Annotated in this window: 13 protein-coding genes and 1 tRNA gene; 7 read left to right on the forward strand and 7 right to left on the reverse strand. The window is 67.3% G+C overall.

The genetic code is table 11. The features are described 5' to 3' along the window. The first annotated feature begins 21 nt into the window (after positions 1-21). Complete coding sequence (locus ACSSV8_RS11270; protein ID WP_454282492.1) at positions 22-1,245, forward strand: DegT/DnrJ/EryC1/StrS family aminotransferase; 1,224 nt, start codon at positions 22-24, stop codon at positions 1,243-1,245. 2 nt (positions 1,246-1,247) lie between these two features. On the opposite strand, the gene ACSSV8_RS11275 is transcribed toward ACSSV8_RS11270, so the two are convergent. Together ACSSV8_RS11275 and hpt are read right to left on the reverse strand one after the other, a co-directional pair. After that, the gene (locus tag ACSSV8_RS11275) at positions 1,248-1,427 is read right to left on the reverse strand and encodes a hypothetical protein (protein WP_454282493.1); all 180 of its coding nucleotides are present in this window, start codon (positions 1,425-1,427) and stop codon (positions 1,248-1,250) included. Continuing rightward, positions 1,424-1,966, reverse strand: a complete 543-nt coding sequence (hpt, locus tag ACSSV8_RS11280; protein ID WP_454282494.1) for a hypoxanthine phosphoribosyltransferase — start codon at positions 1,964-1,966, stop codon at positions 1,424-1,426. The genes ACSSV8_RS11275 and hpt overlap by 4 nt, the downstream gene beginning before the upstream one ends. Positions 1,967-2,038: 72 nt before the next feature. On the opposite strand from hpt, the gene ACSSV8_RS11285 reads away from it, so the two are divergent. Then, entirely contained in the window at positions 2,039-2,485 is a 447-nt protein-coding gene (locus tag ACSSV8_RS11285) for a type II toxin-antitoxin system RatA family toxin (protein WP_454282495.1), read from the forward strand. Here the strand turns inward: ACSSV8_RS11285 and ACSSV8_RS11290 are convergent. From ACSSV8_RS11290 to ispF, 3 genes are read right to left on the reverse strand one after another with little or no spacing between them, the layout of a single operon-like run. After that, positions 2,476-2,955: a CinA family protein gene (locus ACSSV8_RS11290; RefSeq protein WP_454282526.1), complete on the reverse strand. Its 480-nt coding sequence runs from the start codon at positions 2,953-2,955 to the stop codon at positions 2,476-2,478. The genes ACSSV8_RS11285 and ACSSV8_RS11290 overlap by 10 nt on opposite strands. Beyond that, positions 2,955-3,449 carry a phosphatidylglycerophosphatase A family protein gene (locus ACSSV8_RS11295; RefSeq protein ID WP_454282496.1) on the reverse strand — a complete coding sequence of 165 codons (495 nt, stop codon included), beginning with the start codon at positions 3,447-3,449 and terminating at the stop codon, positions 2,955-2,957. Before ACSSV8_RS11295 ends, ACSSV8_RS11290 begins: the two co-directional genes overlap by 1 nt. Further along, entirely contained in the window at positions 3,440-4,573 is a 1,134-nt protein-coding gene (gene ispF, locus ACSSV8_RS11300) for a 2-C-methyl-D-erythritol 2,4-cyclodiphosphate synthase (protein WP_454282497.1), read from the reverse strand. The genes ACSSV8_RS11295 and ispF overlap by 10 nt, the downstream gene beginning before the upstream one ends. A 160-nt stretch (positions 4,574-4,733) precedes the next feature. Here ispF and dusB point away from each other — a divergent pair, with 160 nt between their 5' ends. From dusB to ntrX, 5 genes are all read left to right on the forward strand, one after another. Further along, the gene (dusB, locus tag ACSSV8_RS11305) at positions 4,734-5,717 is read left to right on the forward strand and encodes a tRNA dihydrouridine synthase DusB (protein WP_454282498.1); all 984 of its coding nucleotides are present in this window, start codon (positions 4,734-4,736) and stop codon (positions 5,715-5,717) included. Next, positions 5,714-6,784, forward strand: a complete 1,071-nt coding sequence (locus ACSSV8_RS11310) for a two-component system sensor histidine kinase NtrB (RefSeq protein WP_354537296.1) — start codon at positions 5,714-5,716, stop codon at positions 6,782-6,784. The genes dusB and ACSSV8_RS11310 overlap by 4 nt, the downstream gene beginning before the upstream one ends. 3 nt (positions 6,785-6,787) lie before the next feature. After that, complete coding sequence (locus tag ACSSV8_RS11315; RefSeq protein WP_354537295.1) at positions 6,788-8,149, forward strand: response regulator; 1,362 nt, start codon at positions 6,788-6,790, stop codon at positions 8,147-8,149. A gap of 132 nt (positions 8,150-8,281) precedes the next feature. Continuing rightward, a complete protein-coding gene (locus tag ACSSV8_RS11320) occupies positions 8,282-10,513 on the forward strand; it encodes an ATP-binding protein (protein ID WP_454282527.1) in 2,232 nt (743 codons plus the stop codon). A gap of 9 nt (positions 10,514-10,522) precedes the next feature. Continuing rightward, positions 10,523-11,905, forward strand: coding sequence for a nitrogen assimilation response regulator NtrX (gene ntrX / locus ACSSV8_RS11325; protein ID WP_454282499.1), 1,383 nt, complete (start codon positions 10,523-10,525; stop codon positions 11,903-11,905). Positions 11,906-11,923: 18 nt separating this feature from the next. Here ntrX and ACSSV8_RS11330 read toward each other — a convergent pair whose 3' ends face one another. Beyond that, the gene (locus tag ACSSV8_RS11330) at positions 11,924-12,256 is read right to left on the reverse strand and encodes a hypothetical protein (RefSeq protein WP_454282500.1); all 333 of its coding nucleotides are present in this window, start codon (positions 12,254-12,256) and stop codon (positions 11,924-11,926) included. 228 nt (positions 12,257-12,484) lie between these two features. Beyond that, a tRNA-Ser gene (locus ACSSV8_RS11335) sits at positions 12,485-12,572 on the reverse strand. Positions 12,573-12,637 lie beyond the last annotated feature (65 nt).

Below are 12,637 nucleotides of genomic sequence, written 5' to 3' on the forward strand. Positions count from 1 at the left end.
CGTGCGCGCCAAAACTGCCGTATGAGCGAGGTCTTCAAGGGCACATTCACGCAGCAGGAACCGATCCCCGACGAGGGGATCGCGGCGGCGCTGGACGTGCTGCGCTCGGGGCGGTTGCACCGCTACAATCTGGTCGGCGACGAGCCGGGTGAGGTCGCGCTGCTCGAGCGTGAATTCGCTGCCTACACGGGCGCGCGCCATGCGCTTGCCGTTACCTCGGGCGGCTATGCCATGGCGACGGCGCTGCGCGCGCTCGGCGTGAAACCGGGCGACCCGGTGCTGACCAACGCCTTTACGCTGGCCCCCGTGCCGGGCGCGATTGCCAGCGTGGGCGCGGTGCCGGTCTATGTCGGCGTGACCGAGGGGTTGACCATCGACCTTGACGATCTGGCCGAAAAGGCAGGGCAGGCGCGGGTGCTGATGCTGAGCCACATGCGCGGGCATCTGGCGGATATGGACCGGCTGATGGCGATTTGTGACGCCGCAGGGATGAGCGTGATCGAGGATTGCGCACATACGATGGGAGCGGCGTGGCGCGGTGTGCCATCGGGGCGGTGGGGGCGCGTGGGCTGTTATTCCACCCAGACCTACAAGCATATGAATTCGGGCGAAGGCGGGTTTCTGATCACCGATGACGATGAGGTGATGGCCCGCGCCGTGATCCTCTCGGGCTCCTACATGCTTTACGCGCGGCACGGCACGGTGCCGCCTGTCGAGGTGTTCGAGCGGGTCAAGTATGACACGCCCAATGTCTCGGGGCGGATGGACCACCTGCGCGCGGCGATTTTGCGGCCGCAATTGCGCGCGCTGGATGCGCAATGCGAGAAATGGACCGCGCGCTACCGCGTGGTCGAGGAGGGCCTGCGCGGCACGCCGGGTCTGCGGATCGTGGAGCGGCCCGAGGCGGGGCGCTTCGTCGGCTCGTCGATCCAGTTCCTGCTGCTCGACTGGTCCGGGCCGCGCATCGAGGAGGTTCTGGCCCGCTGCGCCGCGCGGGGGGTGGAGCTGAAGTGGTTCGGCGGGGCAGAGCCGAAAGGCTTCACCAGCCGCTATGACAGCTGGCGCTACGCGCCCCATCCCGCCATGCCCGGGAGCGACCGCATCCTGCGGGCGATTCTGGATATGCGCCTGCCGCTCACCTTCAGCCTTGAGGATTGCGCGCAGATCGCGCGGATCATCCGCGCCGAGGTGGGGGCGGTCTGGCAGGCCGGTGAGTTACATGAGGATCGTTCGGCACGCGCCTGATACTATGGCCGAAAAACTGACCTGCGCGGCTCCAGCGTCAGCGCCTCCGGCCAGCCGAGGAAGAACTCGATCCCGGCAATCGTCAACACAATCCCGATCACGATCAGCCACAGCCGCACGGTGCGTGGCCCTGGCGGGCGGCGCGCCCATCGGGCCAGACGCAAAAGCCATGTGATGTTCATGGGCCGACAAACCGGACCTTGCCGATAAACGGCAGGTTGCGGTTGCGCTGCGCGTAGTCGATGCCATAGCCCACGACGAATTCATCGGGGATCTCGAACCCGATCCAGTCGGCGCGGATATCGGCCTCGCGGCGCGACGGCTTGTCAAGCAGGGCGATGGTCCTGAGGCGCGCGGGGCGACGGCTCCGGAGCAGGTGCAGGACGTGAAAAAGCGTGTGCCCGGTATCGACGATATCCTCGACCACGAGCACGTCGCGCCCTTCGATATCGCCGCGCAAGTCCTTGAGAATACGCACCTCCCGGCTCGATTCCATCGCGTTGCCATAAGACGAGGTCTCGACGAAATCGACCTCGACCGGCAGATCCAGCTCGCGCACCAGATCGGCGATGAAGATGAACGAGCCACGCAGAAGGCCCACCACGATAAGCTTTTGGGTGCCCGCGAATTCCGCCTCGATCTCGTGCGAGAGCGCCTCGACGCGCGCCGCGATGCTCTTGGCGGAGATGAGCTTGTCGATCACATAGTCGCGCTGCGGCATGACTTCCCCTTGCAAAATCGCGGCCAGTCTATGAAAAACCGCGCCACTGTCACGCGGAAAACCGGGGAAGCCATGCCGACACATGCCGAAACGCGGGTTCTGCCCTACACGGCGGACCAGATGTATGGGCTGGTCGCCGATGTCGCGCGCTATCCGGAGTTTCTGCCCTGGACGGCGGCGGCGCGGGTGCGCAGCGTGACCCCGCGCGATGATGGCGCGGAGGTGATGGAGGCCGATCTGGTGATCAGCTTCAAGGTCTTCCGCGAGCGATTCGGTAGCCGTGTGCTGCTCTGGCCCGAGATGCTGCGGATCGAGACCGAGTATCTGGACGGGCCGTTCAAACACATGCGCTCGAACTGGGCGTTCCGCGATGTGGAGGGCGGTTGCGAAGTGGCCTTTGACGTGGATTTCGCGTTTCGCAACAGGCTTTTGCAGTCAGCGGCGGAGATGTTTTTCCACGAGGCGATGAAACGGATCGTGCGCGCCTTCGAGGCGCGCGCGCAGGCGCTTTACGGCTGAGGGGCCTCTAGCGCGGCCAGCAGCAACGCGAGCGCGTGATCGCGGCTGAGGCGTCGGACCTCGGCGCGGCCCGCGGCACCGAACTCCTGCGTTTCGCTATGCGTCGTGCGGCCCGCCATGGCGCGGCCGAAGCAGACGCGCCCCTCGGGCTTGTGCTCGGACCCGCCCGGCCCGGCTATTCCGGTGATCGAAACGGCCAGTTGCGCGCCGCTATGGGCAAGCGCGCCTTGGGCCATTTCGCGCGCAACCTCTTCCGAGACGGCACCATGGGCGGCAAGGGTGGCGGGCGCGACGCCCAGCATCTCTGTCTTGGCCGCGTTGGAATAGGTGACGAAACCGCGCTCCACCACCGCGGAGGAACCCGCAACATCGGTGAGCGCAACCGCGACCATGCCGCCTGTGCAGCTTTCGGCGGTGGCAATCATGATGCCTTTTTGTTTTGCGATATCAATGATTTGCGCGGAGATCATCATGCAAAAACCACATGCGCGAGAAAGGCCCCCAGCATCACGCAGAGCGCCGCCGCCACCCCGGCGAGGATGTCGTCGAGCATGACGCCAAGCGCATCATTGCGCCGGTCGGCCCAGCCAATCGGCCCCGGTTTCCAGATGTCGAAGAGGCGAAAGGCGAGAAAGGCCACGATCCAGCCCGGCCAGAGCGCGGTGAGCGCCACACCTGCATGGGCCGCGCCTATGGAAACAGGCAGGAAGGCGAGCCATTGCCCCGCCACCTCGTCGATCACGATCTCGGACGGATCGTGATTGTCTTTTCCTTTTGTTTCCAGATGTGTGGCCAACCATCCTGATGCAAATGACACGACGACGCCAAGCGCCAAAAGGATCGGCCCGCCAGCCATGTGAAGCGCCCACGCAACAGGGAGCGCGGCAAGCGACCCCCATGTGCCCGGCGCGGGGCGCAGGTGGCCGACATGCAGGAAGGTGGCAACGAGATGGCTCAGGCGCATGGGGTCACCAGCGTGACGACGGTCTGCGCGGCGATACCCTCTTCGCGGCCGGTGAAGCCAAGGCGTTCGGTGGTCGTGGCCTTGACCGAAATGCGGCTCAACTCGACGCCGGTGATCGCCGATAGGGCTGCGCGCATGGCCTCCGCATGGGGCCCGATCTTGGGACGTTCGCAAAGGAAAGTAACGTCCATGTTGCTGATCCTAAAGCCTTTATCGGCCGCAAGCCCGACCGCGTGACGCAGGAAGATATGGCTTTCGGCGCCTTTCCATTGCGCCTCGGACGGCGGGAAATGGCGCCCGATATCGCCCTCGGCCAGCGCGCCGTAAATGGCGTCGGCGAGCGCGTGCAGCCCCACATCGGCGTCGGAATGGCCCTGTAGGCCGCGCTCATGCGGTACGGCGACACCGCAGAGCATGACATGATCGCCCGGCCCGAAACGGTGCACGTCAAAGCCGGTGCCGGTGCGAATATCCATCTGTGCCCCCAAAATGCGGCTGGCCCGGGCGATATCGCCGGGATGGGTGATCTTGAGATTGTCGGCGTGGCCGTGGGTGATCGTCACCGGCAAGCCGGCGGCGCGGGCGACGGCGACATCGTCGTCTGCGTCGCCCTCATGCGCGCGATGTGCGGCGAGGATAGACGCGAAATCAAAGCCTTGCGGGGTTTGTGCGGCATAGAGGCCGGCGCGGTCCTGCGTGCCGGTGACCGCGCCGTCAAGGCCGGTCCAGAGCGCGTCGGTCACGGGCAGCGCGGGGGCGGCGGCGGGGGCACCGGCACCCAAGGCATCGAGCACGCCGCGAATGACCGCAGCAGGAAGGGTGGCGCGGGCGGCGTCGTGGATGAGCACAAGGCGCGGCGGCGTGCCGGTCCGCGCCAGATGCTCCAGCCCGTTGAGGACCGAGGCGCGGCGGGTGGCCCCACCCGTCGTGACCTCGACGCCTTTGGGCGCAAGGGCCAGATCGTCGGGGTGCAGCACGATCAGCGTGCGGCCGACAAAGGGGCCGAACGCGGCGATGGTCCAGTCGATCACGCGGCGGCCCGCGAGGGGCTGCCACTGTTTCGGATGCTCCCCGCCCGCGCGGGTGCCCCGGCCGGCGGCGGTGATGAGGGCGGCGATTGTCATGACCCTTGATTAGGGCGCGGCGCGGACAAGCGCAATGCCGGGGCATGTGCCTAAAAAGCAGGCAATCGTCCCGGTGAGGGCGCGGATTTGGGCCGTCCGGCGTTGTGAGCAAGGCGCGAGGCAGGTAGAAGGGCGCTATTGCACAAGGATTGGGCACGCCATGCTGACTTTGGCCGACAGGCCCCTGACCCCGCCGGTCCTGCTCGCGCCGATGGCCGGAATCACCGATCTGCCCTTCCGCGATCTGGTGAGCGGGTTCGGCGCGGGGCTGGTGGTGAGCGAGATGATCGCCAGCCGCGAGATGCTGAGCGCGCGCCCCGGCGTGCGCGAGAAGGCGGAGCTGGGTCTGGGGGCGGGCAATACCTCGGTGCAGATCGCGGGCTGCGAGGCGGGGCCGATGTCCGAGGTGGCACGCAGGCTGGAAGGTGAGGGCGCGCAGGTGATCGACATCAACATGGGCTGCCCCGCGAAAAAGGTGACGCGGGCGCGCGGCGCGGGTGCCTCGGGTTCGGCGCTGATGCGCACGCCCGACCATGCGTTGCGGCTGATCGAGGCCGTAGCGGGGGCTGTGGAGGTGCCGGTCACGCTCAAGATGCGGCTGGGCTGGGATCACGCAAGCCTCAACGCGCCGCAGATCGCGGCGCGCGCCGAAGCTGCGGGCGTGGCGATGATCACGGTGCATGGGCGCACGCGCTGTCAGTTCTACAAGGGCTGTGCCGACTGGACGGCGATACGGGCGGTGAAAGACGCGGTGCGCGTGCCGGTGATTGCCAATGGCGATATCGTGGATGCGGCCTCGGCGCGGCGCGCGCTCGCACTTTCTGGCGCGGACGGGGTGATGATCGGGCGCGGCGCGCGCGGGCGGCCCTGGCTCCTGGCCGAGGTGGCCGCGTCCCTCTGGGGCACGCCCATGCCAATGGTGCCGCAGGGTGCGGCGCTCGCGGATCTGGTGGCGGGGCATCACGCGGCGATGCTGTCGTTTTACGGCCCCGATCTGGGAGGGCGCGTCGCGCGCAAGCATCTGGGCTGGTATATGGAGGCGGCCGCGACACCCGCGGCGCTGCGCCGCGCGGTGCTGACCGCCCCGCCCGCGCAGGTGGCGCGGCTCTTGCCCGAGGCGTTCGGGCTGCGGTGCGCGGCATGAGCGCGGACGAACCGCTCTGGGCGTCGCTGCCGGTGCCCGCGCTGGTCATCGACGAAGACGACCGCATTGCGCGGCTCAACCCGGCGGCGGAGGGGTTCCTGCTTGGCTCGGCGCGCGCGCTGGTGGGGGCGCCGGTCTGGGACCGGCTGGCCGTCGATGCGCCGCTCGAGGCGGCCTTTTCCCGCGCGCGGGAAAGCGGCGCGCCGCTCTTCGTCAACGATGTGGATGTGGGCACGGGCACGCGGCCGCCGGTGATGTGCTCGCTTCAGGTGGCCCCTATGGCGGGCGCGCCGGGGCGGATGCTGATGCTGATCGCCCCGCGAGAGATGGCCGGGCGCGTGGGGCAGAACAGCACCGTCAAATCCGCCGCGCGCTCGGCCATCGGCATGGCCGAGATGCTGGCGCACGAGATCAAGAACCCGCTGGCGGGGATCACCGGGGCGGCGCAGCTTCTGTCGATGACGCTCACGGCGGAGGACCGGGAGTTGACCGATCTCATCGTGAGCGAGAGCCGCCGCATCGTGGCGCTCTTGGAGCGGGTCGAGCAGTTCGGCAATGTCGGCGCACCGGTGCTGCAAGCGGTCAACCTGCATGACGTGCTTGACCGGGCGCGGCGCTCGGCGATGCTGGGTTTCGCCGGCGGGATGCGCTTTGTCGAGGACTACGACCCCTCGCTGCCGCCCGCGCTTGGCGACGGGGATCAGCTTGTGCAGGTGGTGCTCAACCTCTTGAAGAACGCCGCCGAGGCCGCGCCGCAGGGCAGGGGCACGATCCGGCTGCGCACCCATTACGACGCAACCCTGCGGGTGCGGCGCGGCGGCGACGCGCGCGCGCTGCCCCTGCATCTCGAGGTGATCGACGACGGGCCGGGCCTGCCGCCCGAAATCGCAAGCGATGTGTTCGAGCCCTTCGTGTCGGGGCGCGAGAACGGCACCGGGCTGGGGCTGGCGCTGGCGGCCAAGATCGTCTCGGACCATGGCGGCTGGATTTCGGTCGACTCGGGGCCGGGGCGCACGGTGTTCCGCATATCGCTGCAACGCGCGGATGCGCAGGACAAGGAGGGCTGAGACATGGATGGCACGGTTCTGGTCGCCGATGACGACCGCACGATCCGCACGGTTCTGACGCAGGCGCTGACGCGGGCGGGGTGCAAGGTCCATGCCACATCCTCGCTGACCACGCTGATGCGGTGGGTGGCCGAGGGCCGCGGCGATGTGGTGATCTCGGACGTCATGATGCCCGATGGCAACGGGCTCGAGATGCTCCCCAAGATCGCGCAGGACCGCCCCGGCCTGCCGGTGATCGTCATTTCGGCACAAAACACCATCATGACCGCGATCAAGGCCGCCGAGGCAGAGGCGTTCGACTACCTGCCCAAGCCGTTCGACCTGCCGGACCTGATGAAGCGCACCGCGCGGGCGCTCGCCGCGCGCGAACGCAAGGGCGCGCGCGAGGCCCCCGATGAGCGGCCCGAGGACTTGCCGCTCATCGGGCGCAGCGCGGCCATGCAGGCGCTCTACAAGGTCGTGGCGCAGGTGATGCATGCCGATCTGCCGGTGATGATCTGCGGCGAGTCGGGTACGGGAAAATCGCTGGTGGCGCGTGCGGTGCATGATTACTCGGACCGCCGCAGCCTGCCTTTCGTGACCGTCACGGGCGCGGACCTCCATGATATCGACGGCCCGGCGCAGGTCATGGCGCGGGTGCGCGGCGGAACGCTGGTGCTGGACGAGGTCAGCGATCTTTCGCCCGAGATACAGGGCCGGGTGGTGCGGATGATGGAGGCACCGGGCGAAAGCGCGCCGCGTTTCATGGCGACAAGCCGGGTGCCGCCGGCGCAGGCGCTGGAGGAAGGGACCCTGCGAGAGGATCTCTATTACCGGCTGAGCGGGGTGGTGATCGACGTGCCGAGCCTGCGCGCCCGGATCGAGGATATCCCGATCCTCGCCACGCATTTCCTCGCGCGCGAGGACCGGCCCGGCGCACCCGAGCGGCGGTTGTCGGAGGAGGCGGTGGATCTGATGCGCGCCTATAGCTGGCCGGGCAATGTGCGGCAGTTGGAAAACGCCATGCGGCGGCTGGCGCTCACGGCGCAGGCCGAGGTGATCGGGCGCGCCGAGCTGGCCGCCGTGCTGGGCACCCAACCCAAGGCAGAGCCGGTGATGCGGCCGGGTCGGGGCGAGACGTTGAGCGGCGCGGTCGGCGCCCATCTGCAACGCTACTTCGACCTGCATGGCGGAGAGTTGCCGCCCTCTGGCCTGCACGCGCGGATCCTGCGCGAGGTGGAGGCCCCGCTCATCGAGATCGCGCTCGAGGCGACGGGGGGCAACCAGATCCGTTGTGCCGACCTTCTGGGAATCAACCGCAATACGTTGCGAAAGAAAATGACCGATCTGGATATTCGCGTGACACGCCGCCGCAAGTTGATGTAAAACTGCAACAGCACTGTGGCGGTGAGGGCGAAGGTCGCGCTTGTCGTCTGCATGTTGGGGTGGGGGCAGAGGTCCCCACAACCAGAGCCGGGGGGCGGCGTGGCAACACAGACACGCAATGTGAGCGGACCGATGCGCGGTGCCTTCGGCTCGGCGCGGTTGCGCAGACTGAGGGGCTGGGGCGCGCTTGGCCTTGTGCTGCTTGGTCCGGTGCTGGCGGTTCTGACCTATCTGGTGATGGGTCCGCTCGACCGGGGCAGCGGGTCAGACCTGCTGCGGCTCGTGCTTTTGGCGGACATGGTCTATGTGCTGGTGGTTGCGGGGCTGGTGCTGCAACGGGTGGCGCGGATGGTGGCGGCGCGGCGCTCGCGCTCGGCGGGCTCGCGGTTGCACCTGCGGCTGACCGGCGTCTTTGCGCTGATGGCGCTGCTGCCGACGATTTCGGTCGCCGTCTTTGCGATGCTGTCGATCAACATGGGGCTGGAGGCGTGGTTTTCCGAGCGGGTCGGGCGCGTGGTCGATAGCTCCGTGGCCGCCGCACAGGCCTATGAAGAGGAACACCGCCGCGATCTGGTGGCCGACGCGCAGGTTCTGGCGCGGGTGATCGACGCCACACGGCGCGTCACGGCCTTCATGGGCGATGGCGACATAAGGCAGGTGCTGTCGTCAGGACAGCGCGAGATCCAGCGCGGCCTCAAGGAGGCCTTCGTGATCGACGGAACAGGCGAGATCCGCGCGCGCGGCGAGCGCTCGTATCTCTTCGATTACGAGCGCCCGACCCCTGAGCAGATCGCGGAAGCGCGCGCCGAGGGTGTGCTTGTGATCCGCGACTGGGACAATGACGAGTTCCGCGCGCTCCTGCCGCTTGACGCCTTTCCCGACCGGCTGCTTTACGTGAGCCGCACGGTGGATGGCGCGATCCTCAACCTGCTCGACGACACACAGGAAACCGCCACCTTTTACAAGCAGCGCGAGAGCGAGCGGGGCCGGGTCCTTTTCGAGTTCGGGCTGGTCTATTTCGGGTTCGCCGTCATTCTCATCCTTGCCGCGATCTGGCTGGGGATGTGGTTCGCGGAACGCCTGTCGCGGCCCGTGGGGCGGCTCACGGCGGCCGCGCAGCGGGTGGGTGAGGGCGATCTGGAAACGCAGGTGCGCGAGGAGGAGGGCGACGACGAAATTGCCCTGCTCAGCCGGTATTTCAACCAGATGACCCGCCAGTTGAAGGGCCAGCGCGACCGGCTTCTGGCCAATACACGGCAGATCGAGCGGCGGCGGCGGCTGTTTGATTCGGTGCTGGGGTCGGTCTCGTCGGGCGTGGTGGGCCTTGATGCCAAGGGGCGCGTGACCTTCGTCAATCGCGCTGCCGAACGTCTGCTCGACTGGAAGGAGGATCAGCAGTCGCTGGCGCTCTCGATGGCGGTGCCCGAGTTCGGCACGCTGTTCGACCGGCTGATGCAGAGCCCCGGCGGCTTTGTCCAGGAGGAGATCCGCGTCACCCGCGGGCGGCGACAGGAAAACCTGCTGGTGCGCATGTCCACGCGCCACACCGAGGGCGGGCAGCGCGAAGGCTTTGTGGTGGCGTTCGACGATGTGACCGATCTGGTGAGCGCGCAGCGCATGGCCGCCTGGGGCGACGTGGCGCGGCGCATCGCGCACGAGATCAAGAACCCGCTGACGCCGATTTCGCTGAGTGCCGAACGCATCAAGCGCAAGTTCGCCCGCCAACTGCCCGAGGACGAGGCGGCGAAGCTTGAGGAGTTGACCGATGTGGTGGTGCGCCAGACCAATGACCTGCGCCGGATCGTCGACGAGTTTTCCAAGTTCGCCCGCATGCCCGAACCGCAGACGCGCACCGAGAGCCTGAGCAAGGTGCTGCGCGACGCGGTGCTGTTGCAGGAGGCGGGCCAGCCCGAGGTGCGGTTTGACCTGGCGCTCGACGAGGGGCCGCTGGCGGCGCGGATTGATCCGGCGATGATCGGGCAGGCGCTGACCAACCTGATCAAGAACGCGGGCGAGGCGATCGAGAGCCTTCGGGAAAAGGGCGCGCCCGAGGGGCACCTGCCCACGATCCGCATCGAGAGCGGGGTAGAGGACGGCAAGGCCGTCATTGCCATTTCCGACAACGGCATCGGCCTTCCAGACGATCGCGCGCGGCTTTTCGAGCCTTATGTGACAACGCGCGACAAGGGCACCGGCCTTGGCCTGCCCATCGTCAAGAAGATCATCGAAGAGCATGGCGGAACGCTGATGCTGGAGGATGCAGAGCCGTTTTCGCCGGGGGCGCATGCGGGCGCGCGCGCGGTGGTGCGGCTGCCGCTGATGTCGGCGACCGATACGACAGGTGAGGCCCGGGCGGCCGAGTGAGGGGGACCCATGAGTGACATTCTGATTGTCGATGACGAACGCGATATCCGCGAGCTGATTTCGGATATTCTCGAGGATGAGGGCTATACCACGCGGCGGGCGGGCAATTCCGACGAGGCGATGGCGGCGATCCGGGCCGAGCAACCCGGCCTTCTGATCCTCGATATCTGGCTCAAGGACAGCCAGATGGATGGCATCGACATCCTCAAGGCGGTCAAGCGCGATTACCCCGATGTGCCGGTGGTGATCATTTCGGGCCATGGCAATGTCGAGATCGCCGTCGCGGCGATCAAGCAAGGGGCCTATGACTTCATCGAAAAGCCCTTCAACATCGATCAGTTGATGGTGGTGATCCGGCGCGGCATGGAGACAAGCCGCCTGCGCCGTGAAAATCAGGCGCTCAAGCGGCGCGAGACGGCCCCGTCGGAAATGCTGGGCGACGCGCCCCCCTTTCGCGCGCTTCTGGGCCAGTTGGAGAAGGTCACGAAATCCAATGGCCGGGTGATGCTGAGCGGGCCTGCGGGATCGGGCAAGGAACTGGCGGCGCGTTATATCCACGCCCATTCGGCGCGCAGCCAGAGCCCCTTTGTCACCGTCGCCTGCGCCTCGGTCGCGCCGGAACGCATGGAGGAGGTGCTCTTCGGCCGCGAAAGCCCCGAGACGGGTGTGGCGCCGGGTCTGCTGGAGGAGGCCAATGGCGGGGTGATCTATCTCGACGAGGTGGCCGACCTGCCCGAGGGCACGCAGTCCAAGCTCCTGCGGGTGTTGGTCGATCAGACCTTTCTGAGGGCGGGGGGCAGCACCAAGGTCAAGGTCGATCTGCGCGTGATTTCCTCGACCAGCCGTGATCTGGAGGCCGAGATTGCCGCCGGCCGGTTCCGGCGCGAGCTTTATCACCGGCTCAACGTGGTGCCGGTGCGGGTGCCGGGGCTCGACGAGCGGCGCGAGGATATCCCGCGACTGGCCCAGCATTTCATCGCGCTTCTGAATGCCACGCAGGGCCTGCCGCTGCGCGCGCTCTCGGAAGAGGCGGCGGCGCTCTTGCAGACGATGACCTGGCCCGGCAACGTGCGCCAGTTGCGCAACGTGATCGAGCGGGTGCTGATCCTTGGCGACAGCGGCGGGCCGATTTCCGCAAGTGAATTACCGGGCGAGAGCGCGGCACCGCTGGAGCAGGGGCGGGTGATCATCTCCGGCTCGATCGCGACCCTGCCGCTGCGCGAGGCGCGCGAGGCCTTCGAGCGGGAATACCTGATGACGCAGATCAACCGCTTTGGCGGCAATATCAGCCGCACGGCGGAATTCGTCGGCATGGAGCGCAGCGCGCTGCATCGCAAGCTCAAGTCGCTCGGCGTGGTGGGCACGACCCGCGAAAGCGAGGCGGCGGAGTGACCCGCCGCCTCTGCCGTGTCAGAGCATGTCGCGCAGCCGCCAGCCGCCCGCGTGCAGACGCAGACGCCCGCCGCCGGTGACGGCGAGGATCGCCACCGCAAGTAGCGCCAAGACGCGTTCGGGGCTAAGAACCGGCCCGTGATAGAGCGCCGCCGCCGCCGTGCAGACCACGATCCCGATGACCGCCACGACCCGGCTGTAGATCCCGAGCAGCAACCAGAGCGCGATCAGCGCCAGAAGTCCGGCCACGCCCAGATCGAGCACCGCAGCCCCGGTGATCACGCTGTGACCCGAAAACCCGAAAATCACCCCGGCCGTCTCGGGTGCGAGATAACTGCTCACATGAGCCATGAAAAATACTGCCAACCAGAGTCGGCATACCAGTCCGACGGTGGGGATCAGTGCCTGTTGCATGTGTTGCCTCGATTCGCCTGTAAGTTTCTTGATCTATGCAAGTCAAGGTGGGGCAGGAAGCCGGAGACAGTCAACCAGAGCTTGTGCAAGGCTGAGCTTGCAGAATGAGCAAGACCATCCGGTCCGGCGCTCCGGTCACGTCATGACCGGGCATGATCGGGCCTGTGGCGGAAGGGGTGGGATTCGAACCCACGGATGCTTGCACATCGCCGGTTTTCAAGACCGGTGCAATCGACCACTCTGCCACCCTTCCCAGCCGCGAGTAGAGTGTCCCTAGCCCTGCGCGGGCGATTCTGCAAAGCCCTGATGGGGAAAATC

The sequence above is a fragment of the Roseovarius sp. MBR-79 genome (assembly GCF_053628555.1).